This is a genomic window from Pseudomonas sp. NPDC087598, assembly GCF_044743525.1.
Classification (GTDB): Bacteria; Pseudomonadota; Gammaproteobacteria; order Pseudomonadales; family Pseudomonadaceae; genus Aquipseudomonas.
The window spans coordinates 81,186-106,602 of the sequence record NZ_JBIUWQ010000017.1 but is presented as its reverse complement, the minus strand read 5'-3'; the positions used below and the strand labels follow the sequence as shown (position 1 = coordinate 106,602).

Annotated in this window: 9 protein-coding genes and 1 pseudogene; 4 read left to right on the top strand and 6 right to left on the bottom strand. The window is 60.1% G+C overall.

The window, feature by feature from the left end:
* Positions 1–98: 98 nt before the first annotated feature.
* The 4 genes and pseudogenes from purH to ACIOWE_RS12335 all read left to right on the top strand — a co-directional run.
* A pseudogene (gene purH / locus ACIOWE_RS12350) lies at positions 99–1,079 on the top strand (bifunctional phosphoribosylaminoimidazolecarboxamide formyltransferase/IMP cyclohydrolase); the annotation flags it as partial.
* Between the two features lie 147 nt (positions 1,080–1,226).
* Entirely contained in the window at positions 1,227–2,522 is a 1,296-nt protein-coding gene (purD, locus tag ACIOWE_RS12345) for a phosphoribosylamine--glycine ligase (protein ID WP_401391450.1), read from the top strand.
* 99 nt (positions 2,523–2,621) lie between these two features.
* Complete coding sequence (locus ACIOWE_RS12340) at positions 2,622–5,399, top strand: response regulator (protein ID WP_401391447.1); 2,778 nt, start codon at positions 2,622–2,624, stop codon at positions 5,397–5,399.
* A gap of 62 nt (positions 5,400–5,461) precedes the next feature.
* Positions 5,462–6,058 carry a MarC family protein gene (locus ACIOWE_RS12335; RefSeq protein ID WP_401391444.1) on the top strand — a complete coding sequence of 199 codons (597 nt, stop codon included), beginning with the start codon at positions 5,462–5,464 and terminating at the stop codon, positions 6,056–6,058.
* 78 nt (positions 6,059–6,136) lie between these two features.
* Here the strand turns inward: ACIOWE_RS12335 and ACIOWE_RS12330 are convergent, their stop codons facing one another.
* The 6 genes from ACIOWE_RS12330 to cobG all read right to left on the bottom strand — a co-directional run bounded on the left by ACIOWE_RS12330 (position 6,137) and on the right by cobG (position 25,294).
* A complete protein-coding gene (locus ACIOWE_RS12330) occupies positions 6,137–13,195 on the bottom strand; it encodes a TcdA/TcdB pore-forming domain-containing protein (protein ID WP_401391441.1) in 7,059 nt (2,352 codons plus the stop codon).
* 279 nt (positions 13,196–13,474) lie between these two features.
* Positions 13,475–20,536, bottom strand: a complete 7,062-nt coding sequence (locus ACIOWE_RS12325) for a TcdA/TcdB pore-forming domain-containing protein (protein WP_401391438.1) — start codon at positions 20,534–20,536, stop codon at positions 13,475–13,477.
* 403 nt (positions 20,537–20,939) lie between these two features.
* Entirely contained in the window at positions 20,940–22,640 is a 1,701-nt protein-coding gene (cobJ, locus tag ACIOWE_RS12320) for a precorrin-3B C(17)-methyltransferase (protein ID WP_401391435.1), read from the bottom strand.
* The gene (locus ACIOWE_RS12315; RefSeq protein WP_371925612.1) at positions 22,640–23,374 is read right to left on the bottom strand and encodes a precorrin-2 C(20)-methyltransferase; all 735 of its coding nucleotides are present in this window, start codon (positions 23,372–23,374) and stop codon (positions 22,640–22,642) included. The genes cobJ and ACIOWE_RS12315 overlap by 1 nt, the downstream gene beginning before the upstream one ends.
* On the bottom strand, positions 23,371–23,997 hold the full coding sequence (locus ACIOWE_RS12310) for a precorrin-8X methylmutase (RefSeq protein WP_401300269.1): 627 nt from the start codon (positions 23,995–23,997) through the stop codon (positions 23,371–23,373). The genes ACIOWE_RS12315 and ACIOWE_RS12310 overlap by 4 nt, the downstream gene beginning before the upstream one ends.
* The gene (cobG, locus tag ACIOWE_RS12305) at positions 23,990–25,294 is read right to left on the bottom strand and encodes a precorrin-3B synthase (RefSeq protein ID WP_401391432.1); all 1,305 of its coding nucleotides are present in this window, start codon (positions 25,292–25,294) and stop codon (positions 23,990–23,992) included. The genes ACIOWE_RS12310 and cobG overlap by 8 nt, the downstream gene beginning before the upstream one ends.
* Positions 25,295–25,417 lie beyond the last annotated feature (123 nt).

Sequence of the window (25,417 nt, the reverse complement as noted above, 5' to 3'; positions counted from 1 at the left end):
GATGTGGGCGGGTGCTCGCCGTAGCGATTTCCCGGCGCCTTGATAACCGGGCTGTGGAGGGGGCGCGGTAATGCGCGGCGCCCTGCCGTGCCCCGGGTCGCAGCGAATTCCCGCGCACCTTCAACAGCCAGTTTATCAAGGCGCAGGAAATGCGCTACGGCGAGAACCCGCACCAGAGCGCGGCGTTCTACGTTGAAGCCAAACCAGCCGAAGTCGGCATTGCCACCGCCACCCAGCTGCAAGGCAAAGAACTGTCGTACAACAACGTGGCCGACACTGATGCCGCGCTGGAATGCGTGAAGAGCTTCGTCAAACCGGCCTGCGTGATCGTCAAGCACGCCAACCCGTGCGGCGTGGCTGTGAGCCCGGACGCCGAAGGCGGCATCCGTCAGGCCTACGAACTGGCCTACGCTACTGACACCGAATCGGCGTTCGGCGGCATCATCGCCTTCAACCGTGAACTGGATGCCGAGACTGCCAAGGCAATCGTTGAGCGTCAGTTCGTTGAAGTGATCATTGCCCCGTCCGTCAGCGAAGAAGCCCGCGCCATCGTTGCAGCCAAAGCCAACGTGCGCCTGCTGGCCTGTGGCGAGTGGTCGGCTGACCGTGCTGCCGCGTGGGACTACAAGCGTGTCAACGGTGGCCTGCTGGTGCAGAGCCGCGACATCGGCATGATCGGCAGCGAAGACCTGAAAGTCGTGACCAAGCGTGCCCCGACCGAACAGGAAATCAACGACCTGATCTTCGCCTGGAAAGTCGCCAAGTACGTCAAATCCAACGCCATCGTCTACGCCAAGAACCGTCAGACCATCGGTGTCGGCGCCGGCCAGATGAGCCGCGTAAACTCCGCACGTATTGCCGCGATCAAGGCCGAGCACGCCGGTCTGCAAGTCGCCGGTTCGGTGATGGCTTCGGATGCGTTCTTCCCGTTCCGCGACGGCCTCGACAACGCGGCCAAGGTCGGCATCACTGCGGTGATCCAGCCGGGCGGCTCGATGCGTGATGCTGAAGTGATTGCCGCTGCCGATGAAGCCGGCATCGCCATGGTGTTCACCGGCATGCGCCACTTCCGTCACTGATACACCGGTTCAAATGTGGGAGCGAGCCTGCTCGCGAATGCAATCTGTCAGTCACAGCTGTTTTGCCTGACACACCGCTTTCGCGAGCAGGCTCGCTCCCACATAAAGCGCTCCAGCAGCGCCTGACAGATTTTTGAGGTTTTTGAAATGAATGTTTTGATCATTGGCAGCGGTGGCCGTGAACACGCCCTGGCCTGGAAAGTGGCTCAGGATCCGCGTGTGCAGAAGGTTTTCGTCGCGCCGGGCAACGCCGGTACCGCGACCGAAGCCAAGTGCGAGAACGTTGCCATCGACGTGCTGGCCCTTGAGCAACTGGCCGATTTTGCCGAGAAAAACGTTTCCCTGACCATCGTCGGCCCGGAAGTGCCGCTGGTCGCTGGCGTCGTTGATCTGTTCCGCTCCCGCGGCCTGGACTGCTTCGGTCCGACCGCCGGTGCCGCGCAGCTGGAAGGCTCGAAAGCCTTCACCAAGGATTTCCTCGCCCGCCACAAGATCCCGACCGCCGACTACCAGAACTTCACCGAGATCGAGCCGGCCCTGGCTTATCTGCGTGAAAAAGGCGCACCGATCGTGATCAAGGCCGATGGCCTGGCTGCCGGTAAAGGCGTAATCGTCGCCATGACCCTGGCTGAAGCGGAAGACGCCGTGCGCGACATGCTCGCCGGCAACGCTTTCGGTGACGCCGGTTCGCGCGTGGTGATCGAAGAATTCCTCGACGGTGAAGAAGCCTCGTTCATCGTCATGGTCGACGGCAAAAACGTCCTGCCAATGGCCACCAGCCAGGACCACAAACGTGTTGGCGACGGCGACAGCGGCCCGAACACTGGCGGCATGGGTGCTTACTCCCCTGCCCCGGTGGTCACCGCCGACGTGCACCAACGCGTGATGGATCTGGTGATCTGGCCGACCGTGCGCGGCATGGCTGAAGAAGGCAACGTCTACACCGGCTTCCTCTACGCCGGTCTGATGATCGACAAGGCCGGTAACCCGAAAGTCATCGAGTTCAACTGCCGTTTCGGTGATCCGGAAACCCAACCGGTGATGCTGCGCCTGCAATCGAGCCTGGTGCTGCTGGTTGAAGCCGCATTGGCACAAGCGCTGGACAAGGTTGAAGCGCAGTGGGATCCACGTCCGAGCGTCGGCATCGTGCTGGCCGCGGGCGGTTATCCGGGCGACTACGCCAAAGGTGCAGCGATCAACGGTCTGGACGCAGCGGCGAAGCTGGAAGGCAAAGTCTTCCACGCCGGCACTGCGCTGAAGGACGGTCAGGTTGTCACCGCCGGTGGTCGCGTACTCTGCGCCACTGCAACGGGCGCAAGCGTCGGTGAAGCTCAGCAGCAAGCGTACAAGCTTGCAGCGGCCATCGACTGGGAAGGTTGCTTCTATCGCAAGGACATTGGCTACCGCGCCATTGCCCGTGAACGTGGCGAAACCCAGGAATAAGCTGTCCCTCAAGTCCGGCGAAGGATGCCCTTCCTCGCCGGGCTGTTCCGCCGCCGCGCATCGTTATATTCTGGCATCAACCTACGAAGGGATTTCGCCGTGCGCTGGCTCAGGATTGCCATAAGCTTCACCGTCACGCTGCTGACCTTGCTCTGCATGCTTCCGGCCCAGGCCACGCAAGGCAGTGGCTGGTCGGTATTGCTTGATGATCAGGGCAATCTGCAACTGAGCGACATCCGCTCGGCTCGCTACACCAACCAATTCAGCCCCATCGACCTTGATCGCCTCACCGCGGCCGAGCCCGAGGGTGCATTGTGGCTGCGTTTCCGGCTGGCGCCGGGCAAGCACGAACAAGTGCTGCGCATCTTCGCCCCTGACCTGTCACACCTCAATCTGTACGTACTCGACGGCGATCAACTGATCGAGCAACGCAACACTGGTACCGACCAGCCTCAGGTCGAACGGCCGTTGCCGAGCAGCGACTTCTTGCTGCCGCTGCCACAAAGCGACAAACCCCTCGACGTTTATCTTCGGATGGTTTCCGACCATCAGTTGCGTCCGCACATCACCCTGCAATCGGCGGTGATGAGCGCAGCCAACCATAATCAGACGCTGGTCTTCGGTTTGCTGTTCGGCTGTCTCGGCATGTTGCTGCTGCACAACCTGGTGCGCTACGCCTATTCCCGTTCGCGCAGCAGCCTGTGGCTGGCGGTGTGCGAAGGCCTGCTGGGCCTCAGTCTGTTGCTGTTGCTCAACCTCGCCGGCCCATGGCTGCCGAACTGGCACGCGATCCAGACCCCGGGCGCCTATCTGGCCTTGCTGCTGACTGCCCCGGCCGGGTTGATGTTTGCCCTGCGCTTCTTCGCTCCGCTCGGCCCGCACCCGCTGAACAAACTGCTGCTGGGCGATATCCTGTTCATCGTGACCTGTAGCCTGCTGCTGTTGTTCGTCAACACTCTGCCGCTGAACATCATCACTTATGCCCTGGTGGCGCTGGCCGGCCTGAGCATGTTGCTGGTCGCTTCCTATCACTGGCAGAAAGGCTACCGCCCGGCGCGCCTGTTCGTGGCCGCGATGGTGGTGTTCAACATCGGTACGCTGATCATTCTTCCGGCGCTGCTGGGGCTGACGCTGGTCGCACCGCAAGGCCTGATCATGACGCTGATGGCATTCATCTGCGTCAGTGGCCTGCTGATGAGCATTGCCCTCGGCGAGCGCCAGCGCAGCATCACCGAAAGCCGTTTCAGCATCAGCCGCGACCTCGCCGCCAGCAACGCCGAGATCAATGCCAAAGCTGAATTCCTCGCCAAGATCAGCCATGAGATCCGCACGCCGATGAACGGTGTGCTGGGCATGACCGAACTGCTGCTGGGTACGCCGCTGTCAGTCAAGCAACGCGACTATGTGCAAACCATCCACAGCGCCGGCAACGAACTGCTGACCCTGATCAACGAGATTCTCGACATCTCCAAGCTCGAATCCGGGCAGATCGAACTCGACGACGTGCAGTTCGACCTCAACGCCTTGATCGACGATTGCCTGAGCATCTACCGCGCCAAGGCTGAACAACAGAACGTCGAGCTGATCAGTTTCATTCAGCCGCAAGTACCACGCGTGATCAGCGGCGACCCGACGCGTTTGCGCCAGACGCTGCTGAGCCTGCTGGAAAACGCCCTGAAGAAAACCGAAGAAGGCGAGGTGCTGATCGTGGTCGCCCTCGACGAGCGCAGCAGCAAACCGCGCCTGCGCATCGCCGTGCAGGACAGTGGCGCACCGATGGAGCAGGAAGAGCGCGATGCGCTGATGCACGCCGAACTGCACAGCAAGCACTTCCTCTCGGCCAATCGTCTGGGCGGCAATCTGGGGCTGGTGATCGCGCGGCAACTGATTCGCTTGATGCACGGTGAATTCGGCATCAAGAGCGGCGCCAATCAGGGCAGCACCCTGTGGCTGACCCTGCCGCTGGACCCCGACCGCCTCGAACATCCAACGTCCGATCTCGACAGTCCGCTGCTAGGCGCACGGGTGCTGGTGGTCGACGACAACGACACCTGCCGCAAAGTCCTCGTACAGCAATGCAGCGCCTGGGGCCTGAACGTCAGCGCCGTGCCATCGGGCAAGGAAGCGCTGGCGTTGTTGCGTACCAAGGCGCACCTTCGAGATTACTTCGATGTGGTCCTGCTCGATCAGAACATGCCCGGCATGACCGGCATGCAACTGGCGGCCAAGATCAAGGAAGACCCGAGCCTGAACCACGACATTCTGCTGATCATGCTCACCGGTATCAGCAACGCGCCGAGCAAGATCATTGCGCGCAATTCGGGGATCAAACGCATCCTTGCCAAACCGGTGGCCGGCTACACCCTCAAGACCACCCTGGCGGACGAACTCAACCAGCGCAACAAGGGCCAGGTAGTATTCCAGCCGCAAGTGGTGACGCCGGCCACCGCGGCGAAAGTGCCCAGTGACTTCCGTATCCTCGTCGCCGAAGACAATACGATTTCAACCAAAGTGATTCGCGGCATGCTCGGCAAGCTCAACCTGCAACCGGATACCGCCAGCAACGGCGAAGAAGCGCTGCAAGCGATGAAAGCCCAACGTTACGATCTAGTGTTGATGGATTGCGAAATGCCGGTGCTGGATGGTTTCTCTGCGACCCAGCAATTGCGTGCGTGGGAAGTCAGCAACCAACGGATCCGCACGCCGATCGTCGCGCTGACGGCGCACATCCTCGCCGAGCACAAGGAACGCGCGCGACAAGCGGGGATGGATGGACACATGTCCAAACCCGTCGAACTGTCGCAGTTGCGCGAACTGGTCGAACACTGGGTTGCCCAGCGTGATCAACAGAACCGGGCCACCACACAACCGTCCTGAGCCGACAGACTCTTTGGCGCCTGATAGACTCCCTCGACTTCCCTCGCCAGTGAGCTTGCCCAATGCTCCACGTGTTATTCAGCGTTTACCTGAAGATGCTGGTGCTCTACAGCCCGTTCTTCGTGTTGTCCTGCTTTATCAGCCTGACCCGGGGTTATTCGCGCAAGGAACAACGTCGCCTGGCGTGGAAAGTGGCCATCGCCACCCTGGTCTCCAGCGTTCTGCTGTATCTGTTCGGGCGGGTGATTTTCGATGTGTTCGGCATCACGGTGGATGCCTTCCGGATTGGCGCCGGCAGCGTGCTGTTCATCTCGGCACTGGGCATGGCCCAAGGCAAGTCGGTGGTGCAGAGCGACAACGTCCAGCAGGACGTGACCATCGTGCCGCTGACCATTCCGCTGACTGTCGGCCCCGGCACCATCGGTGCGCTGCTGGTGATGGGCGTCAGCCAGCCACACTGGGACGACAAACTCACGGCGATCATGAGTATTGCTCTGGCCAGCTTCACGGTCGGCGTGGTGCTGTATCTGTCGAACCACATCGAACGGATTCTCGGCGATCAGGGTTTGCAGATCGTCAGCCGTCTGATGGGGTTGTTTGTCTGCGCCCTGGCGGCGCAAATCATTTTCACCGGGGTCAAAGGTTATCTGGTGCCCTGAGCGGTGACGCCTTGGCAATGACCGCACAGCAAAACGCCGCGAACGCTATCGTTCGCGGCGTTTTGCTGTCGGTCTGACCTAGTCGACGCTCGCCGGTTCTGCCATCAGTGCCTGCAACGTCACGTTTTTCGTGCGCACGTTGCCGGCCTGCAAGCGCTGCACCCAGGTCGATATGGCATGGGATTGCCGATTTTTGAATGCGAGGAAGACCTCGCCGCGTAATGTCACGTCAGCGCCACAGACATCACGGAAGATCAGACTGTGTTCACTGTCAGGGTCAACAATCAGCAGATGATCCTCGATAATCTCGAACAGCAGTTTTTCCGGTGAATCAAAATCCCAGATCAACTTGCCCGGCACCGCCGGCACTTCACCCAGCGCATGCCGGCAGTCGATGATCAGCGAGTCGAGCCGCAACCAGGCGGCCTTCGACAGCTTGCAGGTGAAATTGCCCTGCCCCAGCCGCAGCACCATCGTTCTGACGTCATCGGGAATCAGCGGCAGCAAATCATCCAGCCTGTTCTGCCCTTCCACGGTCACCACGTCGGCATTGCGATGCAGGTAGTCGAACGGTCCGAGACTGTGCATGCCCGGATAAACCTGCACCGTGCCGTCCCGGGGCTCGTGCAGCAACACCTTGGTGGGCGCCTCTTTCTGTGACGGGTTTTGCGTGCCGAACAGCGCGAAGTCAGTGGGCAGGGTTTTACCGCTTATGCGCAGCAGCCTGGCGCTTTGCGCGTCATACCATTGCAGGCTGTCAGGCAAGGACTCCACGGCGACGAAATCTTCGTGATCGACTTCGCTCAACAAGGCTTGCAGTCGTGCGACCAGAGGGCCGTCCTGCACCGTCACCCAGTGCCGATTGACCGCACAGACCACCTCTGGCTGCTGATAGCGCAGTTTTAGCGACACGCCATCGCGTGTTGTGCCATATAACCCGGAGCCATCAACACGCACTTCAGCAAACTGCCAGTCGGCCCACTCCTGGTCGGGGGTCGGCAGTGCGTCCGCCTGCAACAGCTGCAAACCGTTGCCGAAGGCGCGGTCAAGATTCTGCGGTTCAATCAGTTCCTGGCTCCAGATCTCGCCACTGGACAAATCGAACAACCAACCGGCCTTGTTATCCGGTGTCACCCCCAGTAGACGTACTTCCTTGTCGCGCCCCAGGTCACACAACAGCAGACGGTCTTTGACAAACCAGGCATTGAGGTTGCCGTCACCGGCGACATTGCGTAACCCGACAATGGCGAAACTGTCGACTGGATAGCGCTTGGCGACCGACTCCAGCGCCAGCCACCATTGTGATCGATTCTTCAGCCATTGCTCACCGAGGCCGCCCAGTTGCAAATCGCCCTGGGCGTTCAGATTGAAGAAGCGTCCGATGTCATCGAGTACCAGATATCCGCCCTCGACGGCCACCACCTGCGTCAGCCCTTCGGGCTCGATCCAGCGGGTCGACCATTGCGCCTGGCCCAGCAGAATGCTTCGCTGCTGGCGGCAAAGAGTCTGGTCGATTCGGTTGTAGACGAAGAACACATCAGCGTCGTCCGTCATCGGCATCAGCAGCAGATCGTTGAGGTTCCTGATCGAGTCTTTCCAGCCGCGGGCATGACGAGCCAGCGGCTGAGGATGGACCAGCAGTCGATCATTGCTGCGGATCCATACCATGTCACGTTTGTCCGCAGCGAATGCCCAACTGACCGAAACATAGGCTGCCGGCTGCCAGTCCACGACCGTGAAACCTTCCTTCTCGGGTAGCACGGAGGCGGCCAGATACGGGCCCAGCAGCAATGACCAGTCGGCCAGCGTATCGCTGGTAAACGCGATGGACTGCAACTCACGATGCAGGTCGTAAATCACTGAACTGAGCAGCAACTGACCGTCATGGATCAGATAACTCAACTCGCGCGGGCCATCGACGCCGCTGATCGTTTGCACAAAATGAACCACGCCGTGGGCATCGGCCTGGAACTTGCCAATCGTGCTGTCGCCTTCGACCAGCAGTAAACGGTATCGATACTTGAGCAGGCCGCTGAGCGCATCCACTTGCCAGATGTCGTAGCTGTCCGGCACGCAGAAATATGCATAGCCATCGGCGACCAGCGCCAGTTGCGCCTCCTCGGTATCTCCGGCGTCCTCAGTGCGGATGTACAGAAAGCGCTCTTCGTGGGCGTCATACCAGGCCGTGACATGACGCGGCTGCTGCGGTGATTCGAACGGGATCAGCCAGTCATGAATCGGCGTATAAGGCAGCAGCAGACGATGCTCGCCGGCCAACGCCTTGTAGTGCTTGAGCAACGCCTGCTCATCGAGCCCGGCGGGCGCACTCTGTTCAATGATGTCCAGCTGACGATTGACCTGATCAACGTGGAACAGTTGCTGACTGGCCGTGCGGATCAGCACGGCATGAACCCCATGACCGGACAATTTCACGTGAACATCGCCGATGTATAACTCACCTCGTTCGATGCGGATATCCGCTTCGCCGGCCCAGCCAGCCTCCAGCACCCAGCGGCAACTCTTCAGGCTCGGCGACTGCAACTCGACATTGGCGCCGCGATTGAGCACCAGTGTGCAGGACGCTCCGGCGCTGGAAATCTTGTAGGAGACCTTGCCTTTCCAGACGCTTGGCAGCGACGGCACCACCAGCGTGCGTTCGACCACATCCAGCTGCACTTCAAGAGTGGTCTCGCGATAATCGGCAAACAGTCGCTGCACGATGTAATCGGAAGGAAACGAATAAAACGAAAAACGGAACAGCCATGTACCGTCCGCCTGAATTTTTTCCAGACGCCGGGCCGTATCGAATCCTTTGTCGTGGCGCCAGTTGGCAAACGGCAACGCCTTGTACTCATAGCCGTAGCAGGTCTGTGGTGTGCACGGCAGCACGATGGTCTGCTCGGCGGATGGCGTAAATGCAATCTCTCCCGGCAGATGCAACTGCTGGCGGATATCAATCGCACGGGCGTAGTCGACGTCATAGTCCGGTACGCCGAAGTGATCACGTAACGGGTACAGCTTCGGACAGTCGAGATGCAATTTGCCGTTGCTCAGATCGATGCTTTTGACCAACAGCGAAGGCTGCACGGTCCAGACACCCAGGGTGGCATCGAAGCGGTAGCCGACCCCGCGATAAGCCTGTTCCAGATCAGCGAAGAATTTACCGACGGCCTGCGCATCACGGGCAATGCCGGCAAAGCCCTGGGCGAGTGCCGCAACACCGACGGCCAGGCCGCCCACAATTACCCCGACGCCACCCAGCACCGCCGCGGCAGTCGAAGCGCCGGTCAAAGCCGCAGCAACACCCGCTCCCGTCAATGCCACGCTGGCAGAGTCAAAAGCCAATTGAGTGCCGAACTGGGCCTTTTCGACATCGTCCTGAGCGGTCGCCAACTGATAGATATCAAAGCCGACGTTGGCCAGCCCCAGCACAGCGCCGACGCCTTCATTGGCGGCGTGGCCCAACGCTTCGCTGACCACGGGCGCCACGGTGCGAGCGATGACCTTTTCTTCATTGAGTGCCGTGCGCACCAGGCGGATCAGCCCGACCACATCGACCAAGTTGCCATGCACCAACTGTGCATAGTTGACGTATGCGTGCAGACGCACGGCAGTGGTCAGCGTGCTCCCCTCGCCTTCGCGGCTGCGCAACGCGTTCATCAACGCCTGAATGGTGAAGCCGGCGTTGAGGGTATGAACGCTGCCGGCCTCGGTCGGATCGACCACACCCGCAGTCGACTGTGGTTTGCGCGCCAGAGTGGAAAACTGCTCGGCCAACCAGGTCTTGATCCGCAGCAGCCGATGGTCTTCGCTGAGCACTTCAACTACGTGTTCAGGCTTCGCCGGATCGATCAGGCTTAATCGATACTTGCCTTCGGGCGTGACCTCAAGCGTGTCGAACAACGGCACCAGCGTGGTTGCCAAAGGGTGCAGCTCTTGCAGCGCCGTCGTCGCCTCAGCCATTTGCTGGCCCCACCAATGGCTGTCCAGCCCCAGCAGGCTTCGCCCCAGATGCGAGTTGTCGACCAGCGACCGACCATGGACGTTGTTCAGGCGCTGGCGCAGCTTTTGTGCCGGTTGTCCCGGCAATGCGTCGGCCGTCAGCACTTTGGCCACTTCATACCCCGCCGACAGCGGCAGGGCCGCTATCCGCTCACCGTCCAGTTCGACCAGATCGAACGTCGGCCGGGTACTGGCGCCGTACGCGGCATAGTAGTTGGCCATGCCCATTTTCAGGAAAAAGTGCTCGAGCGCCAGTTTGAACATGATGGCGTCGGTGAACTCGAATACGCCAAAGTTAGGGTCATAAAAGTGGTAGGTACTGACGCTGTCCACCACCGTTTTTGCCACCAGCATCGAATGATTGTCAGAGTTGAGCATCAGCGTGCGGGTGCTGGCGTGGTTTTCCAGCGCTGCGGTGACCTGCGTCAGATCCCCCCGATTCAATGAGGTGCCGACCTCGCCCAACTGCGTACCACGCATTTCTTCCAGCGCTTGTACAAAGGCAATCGAATCACTTTTCTGCGGCTCAAGAATGGCCAGATAACAACGTTCGCGCAGACGATGGGACGCCTTCTGGCCCTGGGTCAGAGCGGCGCTCATCATCAACGCCAAGGGGTAGCAACGCCCGCCGATGGTCTCGCCGAGACCGTTGCGCATCAAATCCTGCGGTACCGGATGGACGCCACTGGCATTCAATTGAGCAAAGACCGGGTCCGTCTGCTGACCAATCTGCAAGCGATGCTCACGGGTGGCAACTTGCTGAATCTGCGTCACATAGCGGCCCCATTGCTGCAGGGTATGTGCCTTCATCAGAGCGCCCTTCTTCAGTTCCAGTGCACTGGCCGGTGGCGTTGCCGAATCGATGAAGTCAGCGGCCAGACCGCCAAGAAAGGCCGGATCCTTGCGTTGAAACAGATATCGTTCGATGACCGCATAACGACTCGACGTACCCAGATCGCGAACACTGTTGGCCACGTTGTCCAGAGCACCGCTGAACGTCGCGAAGTTCTGGTTATGCAGTGAATCCATCCCCAGCAACGCACCCAGCGCCAAGCGCTGCAACGGGGTGGTCTGGACAATGTCCAGTCCTCCATGCCCCAGCCCGGCCAGCACTTCGTCCAGCCCCAATGTCTGGACTTTTGCATCACCAGGAAACACCGGAGGACGTGCACTGGCAGCCTGCTGCTTGATCGACTGACGATCGGCAAAGCTCAGCGGCAGTGGTTGCTCAAAGGTGATTGCACCGTTATGCCCTTCGCGCATCGCGTTGACGAAAGGCTCGCCGAGTCCGTCGACCAGACGCTGCAAGACATCGGTGAGCAATACCGAGCGCCCTTCGATCAAGGGCCAGCCGTGTTCGAACTCGAGGGTCGAGCCCTTGAGCAATTCACCGAGATCACCGTTGTAACGGGTCGTGTAGTCGCCGGCGCTCCAGCTTTTTTTCTCCTGCTCCAGCCAGCCCGCTTCGTTCGTCGCGTTGTCCTTCCAGGAGTGATCCTGTTCCTCTTCGGTTGACCGGTTGACCGAGGCATAACGGCCAATGGTCGACTCTTTGTTGATCATGGCGCTCTGCGAGTCGCTGAAATGCACCAAGGCGTAATCGGCCATGCCATCAATGACCGCACCGGGGCCGGTCAGATAAATGGTGCCCTCGCTGCCAGGACGGACGCCATCACTGAAGTAAGTTGCAGCGGAAAATGCCAGATATTTTGCAAGAATCTCCTGCATATCCGGCAGTGCGCGCAGTGAACCGTAGTGTTTCTCCAGAATAGACTCGGCCAGCTTCCACCTGGTCTCACTATCGGACAATGCGATACCGCGTTGCGTAGCCAACAGCATCGTTGCATCGATCAGTTGATAGTTGAACCGAATCCGTTGGAGAACCGTTTGTAACGTGGCGGAACCGGCGTGAGCCATCAGGAACGCGTTGGTGATCTTTTCGCCTTCGGATACGGCACGCAGCATAAAGGGGCGGGCCTGCAAATCGGTCGGTGCCTGAAACACCTGACTCAGTGCAGGAGAACTTTTCGCGAACGTGCGCAGCGCCGACAAATGCTCTGGCGGAATGCGCGTCAAGTGATCTTCGGAGTGCTTGCGCCCCGGCATCCAGCCAGGGTTTTCATTCAGCAACAACTGCAAGAGACCGAGACGCGCGCTCGGCTCCAATGCTTGCACATCGACACCGCCCATGTGCTCTACCAAGGGGGGCAGGTTATCGACATCGGCATAACTGCCGCTCTCGGTGTACAGCGCCTCAAGACGAACGACATCGGACGCCGCCGCCAGATTGCCGCGCAAGCGCATTTCACGCTGGTAGATATCCTGGAGTTGCAACGGTACTTCGCGCGCATCCAGATCACGCAAATTGAAGCCGCCCTTGGCCATCTCCCGCAGACTGGTGCGATTGCGCTCACGGAGTGCTTCGAGCGCGTCGGCATCCTGGCCATAGGCGCGAACCAACAAGTCGATTCGCGCATCATCGGCGGTAACGCCGTTCGCCACTGCGGCATTGATGTGGGCATACATTTGTTGCTTCAGAACAATCGCCCGAGCCTCGTAGTGGTCTGCCAGTTCAGTTGGCGTGAGATCGCGCCCGGCGACTTGAGCCAAGGCATCGGCCTTGGCGGCTTCAACAATCAACTTGTTGGTTTGATGCGCCAGCAACGCATCACTGTCGTACCAGAGATTGAGGGTGTAACCGTGCTCCGCCAGCACCTGTTTCCAGATATTAAGGTAATCGCGCTGAATGGCGCCGAGGCCGCCACCCAGCCAGGCAAAATGCAGGATTTTGGGTACAGCGGTCGCCTCGGTTTTAAGCAACGCAATGCCAGATTGAATGCGCGACTCGAACCCTTGCACCTTGTCGTAGATTTGTCCTGCTGCCGAGGACACCGGGGTTTCGTCATCGCGGCGGACGCGCCCCTTACCGAGCATTTGTTCTAGCGTCTGCCGGAACAACCCCAACGGTTCCGGCAATTGGGAAGCGTCCGCGACGGCCACACAAGCAAAGTAATAACGCAACATCGCCTCATAACTCTTGTTGCCTTTATGAACGGCTAATGCCGCTTCCAGGTCCGCCAACTTGAAAAGTTTTACGAACTCAACCTCGTGATTAACGCCTTCAACATTTCGCATACCATCTACCTCATCAGAGAAACTCGAGAGGCCACGCTAACGATTGAAAACAGCAAACTCAAACCGCAAGAGATTCAATTGTTTTCGGCTTTCTGAAAAATCAGAAACAGTAAAATCAAGTAACTTACATAATATGGAACCTTATACTTCACCCAGGCACCAACACCACTTGAACCTCAATGAACACTGAGTACTTGCACACACTTATTCATAATTAAAAACAAAAAAGGTCGCGAACCCATTGTTCGCGACCCTGCACTTTAAGTTTGCCTCGATATGTCAGACGCTGTCATTCAAGAGCGCCGCCAGTGTGGCAACCTCGTTATTGCCCCGTGTCTGTTCCAGGGCATTCAACCAATGTTCGACGAGAGTCCTAATGTGCTGGCCATCAACATTGATGCTTATTTGCACTGGCGCCCCCGGTTTGCCGTCTTCGGATTTGACGTCACGCACAATCAGCGTGTGCGCGTTATCCGGATCGCTGAACAGCAAGTGTCCGTCGACCAGCGAAACCAGCAGACGTCGGCAGTCAGCCATGTCCAGAACCAGCGTGCCGATGACCGACTCTGCAGCGCCCTCCGGTTGTCGGGTATCAAGCACAATGCAGTCCAGCCGCTGCCAGGCTGCTTCCGAGATCCGATAAGTCGATGCCTGCGCACCGAAGGTCAATACCAACTTGTCGACGCCGTCCGGCAGCAGCGCCATGACATCGCCGACCACGCCGTTCATTTCCAGGGTCATCACCTCTTTTTCACGCTGGGCATAGCTGTTGCCAATCCACATTTCAGGCGTCGCGCCTCGGCTGAAGATCAGATCGTCCGTCGGGTCGAAGAGCATCGCCACCGATTCGTTGCGCGTCCCCAGAAACACGGCCCATTGGCCATCCGAGCGCCCGGCAACATCGAACAGACGATCCAGCTGCGGCACATAGTAGGTGTGGCGATTGCCGACGTTTTCCACGGTCAGTACCGGCGCATGGCGCTGGCCCTGCAGGAGTATTTTCAAGCGTATCCGCAACTGCGCCGAGTTCTGCCCCGGGCGATGCGACCACTGATTTTTCACACCGAGAATAAGCCCAGGCTGTTGATCCAGCAGTTGCAGATTCACCCCTTCGCGGCTGCGCCCGAGCAGGCCCTGTCCTTGGGCCGTCACCTCGGCAAACGTCCATTGCGCCCAGACCTTCTGTGCCACTGGCAAACGTTCGGGATGCCGCAGTTGCGCGCCGACAAACGCCGAATGCAAGGCATCGATCCGGATTAGCGTCTGGCGGTAGAGTTGCCCCGCCGAAACATCGAGCAGCCAGGCGGCCTGTTGATCAGGGGTCAGCCCCAGCAGCGACAGTTCCTTGCCGTGTCCGATGTCCGCGAGCAGAAGCCGCTCACCGACGCACCAGGCCGCGAGCAAGCCACTGCCAGATACATTGCGCAAACCGATGATCGGAAACGGCGCTTCTTGCCGGGTCTTCATCAGCGCGGGAAGTGCCACCAGCCAGTCCGGGTGACGGGTGAGCCAGCGCTGGCCGACACCGACGAATTTCAGCGAGGCATCGCTGCCGACTTCGAACAGTCGTCCATCCGATCGGGTGACGATGTAGCGACTGCCAAGCGAAACGACGTCAACGACATCCGTCTCAAGCATTTCATCGACAAAACCACCAGGATCGTTCGGATCGCCCGCACTGCGAATCAGCGCTGTCAGGCGCTTGTCGAAAAACAACTGGCTTGATGCATCGGGCTGATCCCACATCAGCAGAGTTCGCTCAGCCGATCCGCTGTCATCGCGAAAGAACGCGTTGTCGTGCAGACGAATCCATACCGAATACTGGAACTCGCTGAACAGATGCACGCGCCCGTTTATAAACGGAGTGGGTTTCCACGGGCTGATCGATGCCGCCATGGCGGGTGTTCCGTCATCGAAAACCTGCTCTGGCTGCAAGCGTTCGATCCACAGGCTCCAGTCCTCTTCGTCATTGGCAAACAATCGATCGTGGCGCCAGGTTTCCCATGTGTTGATGCAGACAAGTGTCAGCGTCTGCGCAGCGATCACGTAATCCATGGTCATGTTGGCGCCGAATGTCGTCCTTTTACCGATGTGTTGCGTGACCCGCAGCTGCCCGTCTGCGGATTGCTCGACCCCGCTGATCGTTGAGCCGCCATCCGCGTTCATCAGCCGATAACGGTGATTGACCGTGCCGGTGACGGTGTCGACCCGCCAGATTGTTGGATGGTCAGGGTGGTAGAACCAGGCGTGCTGGCCGCTGACACCGCCGAGCAGAAGGCCCTCATTGACCGCCTCCGGCAGATCCCGGGCATACAGCACCCGATCATTCGCGGTGTCGAAATAAGCCGTGGTGAACACCGGTTGTGCTGCCGGGGTAAAAGGCACCTTGAACTTGTACAGCGCAAGGTAGGCAGCGGCCAATCGCTGCGCCTTGGCCAGTTGACGGATCCGCGCCAGGGCTTTCGGCAGGCTGCCACGGTCTTCAAGGTTCACCCCCAGGGTACCTTTGCCCGGCAGCACGCTGTTGTCCTCGACCGTAATGGACAGCAGGCTCAAGCGCTTGCGTAGCCGATCAACCTGAAACAACTCGCCCCCGGCCAGACTGAGAAAGTCCACGCGTCCGTCCAGCCGTATGCCGTCGATCAGCAAAGAATCGCCCTCATAGCGAATCTGCGTGTCTTTGACCCACGGTGCGTTGACCGCCCATTGACCGGGCCCAGCCACCTTCAGTGAAACGGCCACCAGTCCCGGGGTCAGCCAGAGCTGGGACACGCCTGTAGAGCGGGCAGTGATTTCGTAGCTGAGGAATGTGTGCCACTCCGGTGGCAGTTGCGGCACCACCAACTGGCGAACCAGAGCATCTAACGTCACGACAATTGTGGTCGGTTGGCAGACCGGCGTGAGCTTGTAAAGAATGTGTGGAATCGGCGTATTGGCAAAGAAGTAGAAACGCCGGTTGCCTTGTTTATCGAACTCCAGCTTGTCCACGGCGCTGTTACGCAAATGGGGGTACTGGGTTTCGATGCTTGGGTTCAACAGGTTCTGGATCAACACGCCAGGGGAAATAATCGATAACAGATCCGGCGAGCTGATCTCACTCGACGTCAGCGGCTCGCGCTGCAGCTCTCCAGCGCCGGGCTGATACGGAAAACCGGCGGTACCAACCTGATACTCATAAGCGTAAAAACAGGCCGGCGTACAGGGCAGTACCACAGTGTGCAACTCATCAGGCACGGGGCGGATCAAGCCGATGACCTGCGGCAACTCCAGTGCCTCGCGGATATTGATCGCCCGGTCCAGCCGCTGCGGACGCGGGTCGATCTGCGGCAGCTCCAGACCGCCGCGAACCATCGGGTAAAACCTCTGGCTGTCGAAGCGGATCTGATTGCTGCGCAAGTCGAGGTGGGTGATCACGGCTTCTGGCTCGAAACTCAGCACGCCATCCTTGCGCGTGTAGGCGCCTTGCCCGTAAGCGTCCTGAATCTTGCGCAGGTGCGCGCCCACGGCCTGAGCCTTGTCGCTGATCTGCCCGAGGTTGCTGGCGATGGCCGTTGCCCCGATACCGATCCCCAGCAACGGCACCGCCAGAAACGACGCTGCGGCGCCGGCGGTTCCGCCGGCGGCCAAGGCGAAAACATCCAGCCCCAACGCCGCGACATCAAATGCCAGTTGCGTGGCCAGTCGCGAGCGCTGCTCCTGGTTTTGCGCGACGCTCAGTCCATAAATGTCGAAACCGATATTGACCAGGGAAAATCCAAACCCGGCCACCGTCGACGCACGCCCCAACAACCGTCCGGACAGTGACGACTGACGCAGCGCCAGCGCCTGCTCGCTCGCCGCCACCTGCCGCACCAGGCTGACGATCTGTGCCGCGTCGCTCAACACGCCATAGCCCAACTGGGCATAGTTGACGTAGACCTGCACTTGCAGGGCGATCGACAAGGACGGTACTTGCGCGTCACCGGCCAGGTAATCGCGATGGCGCATTTCCGTGATCAGGGTCTGGATCGCAAAGGCAAAACTCAGACGACTGCCGCCGTCGGCTTCGTTCGCGCCGCTGTCCCTGCCGGCCAGTGTTTTTACCAGACGCTGCAGGTGCTGCTTGATCTTGCTGAAGCGCACATCGGCGGTGATGACCTTGAGAGCGTTTTTCGGCTGGTGCGCGTCAACCAGTGTCAACGAATACCCTGCTCCGGGGGTTTTCTCGACGGTCTCCAGCAAGGGCAGATATTCACGACCCAGTTTGTACTCGTTACGCAAACGCACAGTGGCCTGGTCGAGTGCCTGCGCCCAGTAGCGAGCATCGAGTTGCGCAAGGCTGGCGCCCATACGTGAGTTTTCACCCAGCGAGCGCGTGCGCCCGACGGCCTGTCTTTCCCAGACCGACACGCCTTGAGCATCGGCAATCACGCCGTTTTGCAGAAAACGACCGACTTGCACGTTCGACGACAGCACCTTGTTGGCGATCCTTTCGGCATTCAACTCGGTCACCTTGAACTGCGCCGTGGCGAGTTCACCCAGACCATAAAGTCTGGCCATCGCGCCGTCCCCGGCACTCAAGTAGCGCTCCATGCCCAGTTGCATTTCGCGTACCCCGGCAAAACCGAAGATCGCGAAGTTGGGATCGTAAAACCGATAGACCACCTCGCCCCTGAGCAGAACCTTCGCCAGCAACAGCGCATGATCACCGGTATTGAGCAGCAGTATCGCCGGCGCGGTTTTCGCTTCCAGTGTCTGCACGATACTGTCCAGCCCATGCATGCCCTGCGGTGTGCCAACCTCGCTGGTGGCGACTTCGTGCAATTCATCCAGTGCCAGCAGCAATGCCCGCGATTCGGCGTCGTCCGGCGACAGGCCGGCATTGGCCACCCGACCGATCAGCGCACGTTCGGCCGACTCACCCAGTCCCAATGCCGAGGCCATCAACAACGCCAACGGATAGCAGCGACGACCCGGGTCGCCGTCTCTGCGCATCAGCAGATCCTGCGGCATCTGCCGCGCAGACACCGCGCCAGCCTTGAAAAATACGTCACGCACCTGGCCGCTGCGCTGGAGGATTTGCGTGTGATATTCGCGTTGCGCCGTGCTGTTTATCTGGCCGATGCGCTCGCGCCATTGGGTCAGCGTCAGCGCTTCGTTCAACGCGAGCACCTTGAGTTCTTGCGCGGTGTGCGTGTCAGGTTGAGCAAGGCGTGCAACGCCAGTTGCGAGTACCGGTGCCTGCCGCTGATGCAGGGCGGTTTCGATGGCGCGGTAACGGGCGAAAACGCCAGCCTCTGTGGTGTCCCGGGCGATGTTCGACACCTCCTGCCACACCCTGGCGAAGCCCTCGGCGTCCAGACTCGTGGCGCCGAAAACGCCCCCCAGCATGACGCGCAACAGGGGGCTCAGATGCTCGACAGCGAGCGAGCCATGCGCAACGCGGGTGAACAGTTCGTTGAGGTTGCTGGTGGACTCGGCCCCCAGCGAAACCGGGAGTTCGCTGAAGGTTTGCGCAAGGATTTGCTGACGGCTGTCGAAACCGATGGAAAACGCTTTATCGAAGCTGATGTCGCCGCTCAGTTTGTCCTTCATCGCACGGATGAACGGCTCGCCCAGATCGTCCATCAGTTGTTGCAGCACGGCCGTCAACAACACCGGCTTGCCTTCGATCACCGGCCAGCCTTGTTTGAAGGTCAGGGTCTGTCCCTTGAGCAGGTCACCGACACTGCCGACATAACGGGATTTGAGTTTGCCGGTTTGCCATTTTTCCTGTTCTTTGGCCAGCCATTGCTCGGGATCACCGTTGACAGTCCAGCCGGTGATGTTTTCTTCCTCTGTGGATAAGTTAAAGCCTTCAGTCAATTTGAGTTCTTTGCGAACGGCTTCCCACTGATCAAGCAATAGATGCGTTTCAGTGTACTTACCGACGCCTGCACTCGCCGCAGACGGCCCGGTCAGTACAATCGTGCCGCGCGCTTCGGGGCGAATCCCGTCCGAGTAATATTGACGAATCGCGACATCCAGGAACCCCATGTAGCGCATGTCGGCATGGGAAAGTGTGATGCCTTGCGCGCCCCTTTCATTCAATACCGTATCGATGACTTCCCCCAGTCTACGAACATCTCCCCAATCAGCACCTGCTGCAACCATCCGGCGCTCAACCTCATTGAGGCAGTCATAGTTGAACCGGATGACTTCCATAATGGACCGGGTCATGCCCGCGCCGGGATGCGCCAGCATATGAGCGTTCATTTCCCCTCTTGAAGGATCGCTGTACGCCGTACCCAATCGAATTGCGTCTTGGGGAACTCGACTGGCTGGCGGGGCGACGAATATGTCGTGAAGAGCTGGCTTGCTGCGTGCAAACGCGGTTAACGCCTCTGCATGACCTTCAGGAATGCTGCCTGTTTCGTTCTTGTAACGAAGTGGATCCCGCCCTGGCATCAACCCTGGGTTGTGATCCAGCAGCTGTTTCAATACCCAGAGCCGTTCGTTTGGATGAAAACCTCTTATATCGACGCCACCCAACTTCTCGGCCAGCGGCGGCAAGTAATCCATGTCGCTGTAACGCCCGCCCTCCAGGTACTCGGCCTGCAATCGCACGACATCACTGGCCGCCGCGAAATTGCCGCGCATGGCAACTTCACGCTGATAGACATCCTGCAAAAAGTGCCCGGCAAACTCGTGGCGAGCGTCACGCAAACGCAGGTCCGGCCCGACCATATTCAGGTGCGTGTCGAGACACTTCTGGCGAAAAGCTTCGAGCGTTGCGCGATCCTTGCCGTAGGCGCGCACCATCAGGTCAATCCGCGCTTCGTCCGCCCGCCCGGCCCACTGTGGCTGGTTGAGATACGCAAACATCTGGTGCTTGAGGACGCGGGCGCGGTCTTCGATCATTTGCGCCAGAGCACTGGGCTTTGTGACTTGATCGCCCCCGGACTCCATCGCATGCACCCTGGCGCTGTCGAGAATGACCCGGTTCATCTCGAAGGCCAGCAGCGCATCACTGTCGTACCAGAGGTTGAACGTGTAATCCTGCGGTTTCAGCACTTCGCGCCAGATGTTCATGTAGTCGCGCTGATTGACGCCGACTTCACTGCCCCCCACCCAGACGAAATGCATGGTGTTCGGCACCGGTGAACTGGCCCCGGACAACAGCGCTACCGTATTGGTCAGCCGCGAAACATAGTGTTCCAGCCGAGTACTGATCCGATCAATCAATGCTGACGCTGGCGTTTTGCGGTTACGCCGTATCGATGTCATTACTTCTTGAAAGAGTTTTGTCGCCAACAGCTTTTCATCCAGCTCGACCGCTGCGATAGATGACTGGTAGTGCTGGACAAGTGCATCGTATTCCATCGAGCTCGCAGACTTCTTCACCGCCCTGGTTATCTCTGCAAACTCTTCTGGTGAAATGAACTCGGGGTGCTCTGTCTGACTTTCGTAATTTCCCATCACTTTCCGTCCTTGAATGAATAAACAGCCATGCGCTTTGGCGGAAAGTTATTGCGCATAGACCACGCATTCAAACGTGAAGAGATTCAAGTGATGACCTTCGAAACATCAGCCGACATTCAAACTGTGCCGTCGAATACTCCGGCGACAATTGCACCCTATGGGTGCCTGTCGCATAAACGCAAAAGGCCGCGAACCCAGAGGTTCGCGGCCTGGTTATTTGCAGCGATGGTTAACACCAGAAGTCTTGACCAGATCTCACCGCAATCGAAGTTGCTTACAAATGCCCGGCAGCGGTGAGCAGCCGTCAGTTAGTCGGCTTGTCTGCGTACCAGCGAGGCGTATACACCCAGTCCCCCCCCGTCGCCCGAGGGAACGTGCAAGTGGTGGACGAGCCAATCAGCACCATCGTGCGCATGTCCACTTGATCCGGGGTCAACGCGCCCAGTGTGGTGGTCCGCAAGGTTTGCCCTGGCCGGCCGATGTCACGCCCCAGCACGACTGGAGTTTCAGGCGTGCGGTGCTGCGCGACAATTTCCAGCGCCCGGCCCAATTGCCAGGGGCGGGCGCGGGAGATCGGGTTGTAGAACGCCAGCGCCAGATCCGCCTCGGCAGCCAGATCCAGACGCTTTTCGATGATCGACCACGGCTTGAGGTTGTCCGACAGCGACATCACGCAGAAGTCGTGACCCAGCGGTGCCCCGGCCTGCGCGGCGGTGGCCAGCGAGGCCGAGACGCCCGGAAGGATTTCCAGATCGACGCTGTGCCATGCTGGATCATCCGACTCGTGCAGCGCTTCGAGCACCGCCGCCGCCATGGCGAACACGCCCGGGTCACCGGACGACACGACAATCACTGAACGGCCCTGAGCGGCCAATCTGAAGGCGTGGCGGGCGCGCTGCATTTCTTCGCGGTTGTCGGTGCAGTGCTGCACTTGATCATCGCGAAACGGGCCGGCCATGCGCACGTAGGTTTCGTAGCCGAGCACATCGGTGGCGCGGGCCAGTTCGGCTTTCACCGCCGGCACCATCAATTCGGCCGCGCCGGGGCCGAGGCCGATCACAGCGAGACGACCGCGTGGCCGACCGACTTTCTCGACGTCCAGTGGCTGTTCAGTGATCGCGATTGCCAGGGCATTGACCGGCACGACTTTCGCCTCTGGCACCGCAGCAATCGCCAGTGCCTCAATGCCTTCTTGTGCCGCGACAAAGCGTAACGGCACAGCCAGTTCGAGGGCTGCTTCACGCAGATTCGCCGCAGCCATTTCAGTATCGGCCGCCACCAGACAGGCCAGCGCCGGCACTGCGAGTTTCGCTTGCTGCAACGCTGCGCGAACGGCATTCGGCAGGTCCGCCACTGTGCTGCTCACCGCCACCGCGACACTGCGCGGATAGATCAACAACTCATTGGCACTCGCTGCTCGCTCGACAGTGCCGACATGAATCGAGCGCTGCGCCTGCGGATCTTCCGGCAATTGCGCTTGCTCCAGCCACGGCGCCGCACCTTCGATACGTACGCTGTGCCCGGCCAGCAGATCGGAAACAAAGCGCTTGCCCAGTTCCAGATCCGCCAGTGCGTAGCCGCTCGGTGGATTGAGCAGACAGGTGCCAAAACGCAATTCGCCACTGGTGGTGATCGCCGCAGCGACTTGCAGCCTGGTCGCGATTTCCCTGGCCATGACATTCACGCCACCGAGGCCACCGAGCAGTGGCACCACGGCGCTGCCATCTTCGGCAACGGCCAGCACCGGCGGTTCGGCGCCCTTCTCCAGCAGCAGCGGCGCCAGTGTCCGAATGACAATCCCGGCAGCACACAGGGCAATGATCGGCGTGTCCTGCTGATACAGCTCCCGCAGGGTCGCGCCGAACTCCTGAAAAGTGCAGTCGGCGCCTTCAACCCGTCCGGCGAGGCCGTGGATCTGCGCGGCCGGATACACCTGCTGAATGCGGCGGGCCGTGGCCAGGCTGCCCTGACCGAGAATGACGATGGCGGGGGTGGTTGGAGTCATCAGCCTTGCCACCGTTCGCCGGGCACGATGATCAGCGAGAAGTACGGCGAGGACATCGGCTCGACCTGATCCATCGGCACGATCTTCTGATTGGCCATGGTCGCGCGCTCGACGTACAGCGCACGCTCGGCCAGACCGAGTTCTTCCAGCACCTGACGGACCTTGGGAAAATTGCGCCCCAGCTTCATGATCACCGCGGCGTCGGCATCGGCCAGACGACGTTTCAATTCTTCGTGGGGCAACACACCGGAGAGCACCGACAGGCTCTGATTGCGATACACCAGCGGCGCGCCCAGCACCGAAGCGCCACCGAGCATTGAGCACACACCCGGTACCACTTGCGCTTCGTAGCGGGTGGCCAGGCGATCATGCAGATACATGTAGGAGCCGTAGAAGAACGGATCACCCTCACAGATCACCGCGACGTCACGACCGGCATCCAGATGCGCGGCCACGGTCTCGGCGGCTTCGTCGTAGAAATCGCTGATGACCTGCTCATAGGAAAGTGGTGCCGGCAAAACTTCGGTGGTCACCGGGTACACCAGCGGCAGCAGATTTTGCGCGTCCTGCAGGTGTGCTTCGATGATGCCGAAGGCGTTGCCCTTTTTACCCTTGGCGACGAAGTACGCCACCACCGGTGATTCTCGCAGCAGGCGCAGAGCCTTGACGGTAATCAGTTCCGGATCCCCGGGGCCGACGCCCAGGCCAATCAAACGTCCTTTTGCCTGCATCATTCGATCTCCGTGGCGAGCGCATTGACCGCTGCGGCGGCCATGGCGCTGCCGCCGAGCCGACCTTGCATGATCACAAACGGTACGCCGCGACTGTCAGCCGCCAGCGCTGCTTTCGATTCGGCGGCGCCAACGAAGCCCACCGGAAAGCCGAGGATCAGCGCCGGTTTCGGTGCGCCGGCGTCGAGCATTTCCAGCAGATAGAACAGCGCGGTCGGCGCGTTGCCGATCACCACGACGCTGCCTGCCAGATGCGGGCGCCACAGTTCCAGTGCGGCAGCCGAGCGGGTGTTGCCCAACTCGCGGGCCAACTCCGGCACGCTGTCGTCACGCAAGGTGCAGATCACTTGGTTGTTCGCCGGCAGACGTGCACGGGTGACGCCTTCGGAGACCATTCGCGCATCACAGAGGATCGGTGCACCGGCGGCCAGCGCATCGCGCCCGGCCTTGCCCGCCCCTTCAGAGAATTGCAGACCGTCGACCGCCTCGACCATGCCGCAGGCGTGGATCACCCGCACCGCGAGCTTTTCCAGATCGGCCGGGATGCGCGCCAGATTGGCCTCGCTGCGAATGATCGCGAAGGAGTTGCGATAGATCTCCTGACCGTCGCGGATGTAATCAAGCATCTAGGGGGCTCCGGGAGCGGGCGTCGAGCAGGGTCGCGACCGCTTCAATAGTAAGATTGCGTGCGTGCAACGCGCCGAAACCCGGCTGCGTTGCATCGTGAAAATAGAGGTCGTAGTGACCGGCACTGACGGCCAGCAACGTCGCCGGGGCACAGTGAGCGGCAGCGCAGGAGCGCGTGCAACCGGATAGGTGCACGCTCTGCGCCTGGGGCAACAGCGTCGCCAGCAACCGGGCATCGCGCTTGGTGTCGGCCAGACCTTTGCCACAGCCAGCGGAACCGGTGCAGGCGATCATTCTCGACAGAGGCTCAGCGGCCTCGGCCAACAGATTCAATAGTTTGAGGCCTTCGATCACCTGCGTTGCATCAGCCGCTGCCACGTTCGGCAGCAACAGGCTCTGCCACGGCGTGAAGCGCAGACTGCCGTCGCCAGACTGGCGGGCCAGTTGGGCGGCACCGCGCAGCATGCTCGGGTCGAGGCGACCGAGTGGCGGCACCGCGCCAACGTAAACAAGGTTTTCCGTGTTTTGACGGTGAGCGCCGATATGCAGATCGACCGTTACCGGAGTGCGCTGCCAACCGCTGATCGCTTTGATCGGCAGGCGTGCCCTGAGCTGTTCAAGAAACGCCAGCATCGGCAACTCATCAAGCAAATGACGCATTCGCGTCTGCTCGGGTCGAGCCAGATCCAGGAACAGCTCCAGCACCGCCACCACTAGCGCATGAGCATGAGCGTTTTCCAGCGTCACCGCGCCGACCGCACGATCCGTCGGGCAGCCGGCCAGACCGAACGCCAGCAACGTTTCGCCGTCGCGCTCGAAAGCCGACAACCACAGATCATGCGGATGTTCGAGCATCGCCAACGCTTCACCGCCATCCAGTTGCACAGCGAACTTGGCGCTCAACTCGGGGAAACGTGGATGGCTTTGCAGCGTGTCGAGAATCTGTTCGGCGAGTGCGCGGGTGTCGAAGCGCATTTGCCGGTCAATCCCGGCGGTCGGGCTGAGCATCAGGTTGCGCACATCGTCGCCCGCTGCGTTGCGTGGCCCGAGCCCGGCGGCGAGCAGGCTGTCGATCAGCGCACTGCTTTGCTCGCCGATACCGCGAATTTGCAGATTGGCGCGGTTGGTCGCCTCGATCACACCGCCGGCGAATTGCTCGGCGGCATTGGCCACCGCATCCGCCTGGTCGGCGCTGATCGAGCCACCGTTAAGCTTGATCCGGCAGATGCCACCGTCCAATGCCTGGACGATACGCAGCAACCCCGGGCAAGCCGAGGGGCGTATGGCGGTGGACATCGGGCGTTCGTTCAAGGGGCTGACCGGCTGCGTGGGAAAGGCGCTTCGCGGGCGAAGGCGCGGTATTATGCCTGCTTTGTCCGGCGGCATGAAAAGTCTGCCCATCGGAATGGCATGTTTAGA

Excerpts from the sequence above, each read along its gene's own strand:
- purD (WP_401391450.1), top strand. The coding sequence starts at position 1,227 with ATGAATGTTTTGATCATTGGCAGCGGTGGCCGTGAACACGCCCTGGCC.
- ACIOWE_RS12335 (WP_401391444.1), top strand. The coding sequence starts at position 5,462 with ATGCTCCACGTGTTATTCAGCGTTTACCTGAAGATGCTGGTGCTCTAC.
- ACIOWE_RS12330 (WP_401391441.1), bottom strand. The coding sequence starts at position 13,195 with ATGCGAAATGTTGAAGGCGTTAATCACGAGGTTGAGTTCGTAAAACTT.
- ACIOWE_RS12325 (WP_401391438.1), bottom strand. The coding sequence starts at position 20,536 with ATGGAATACGATGCACTTGTCCAGCACTACCAGTCATCTATCGCAGCG.
- cobJ (WP_401391435.1), bottom strand. The coding sequence starts at position 22,640 with ATGACTCCAACCACCCCCGCCATCGTCATTCTCGGTCAGGGCAGCCTG.
- ACIOWE_RS12315 (WP_371925612.1), bottom strand. The coding sequence starts at position 23,374 with ATGATGCAGGCAAAAGGACGTTTGATTGGCCTGGGCGTCGGCCCCGGG.
- ACIOWE_RS12310 (WP_401300269.1), bottom strand. The coding sequence starts at position 23,997 with ATGCTTGATTACATCCGCGACGGTCAGGAGATCTATCGCAACTCCTTC.
- cobG (WP_401391432.1), bottom strand. The coding sequence starts at position 25,294 with ATGTCCACCGCCATACGCCCCTCGGCTTGCCCGGGGTTGCTGCGTATC.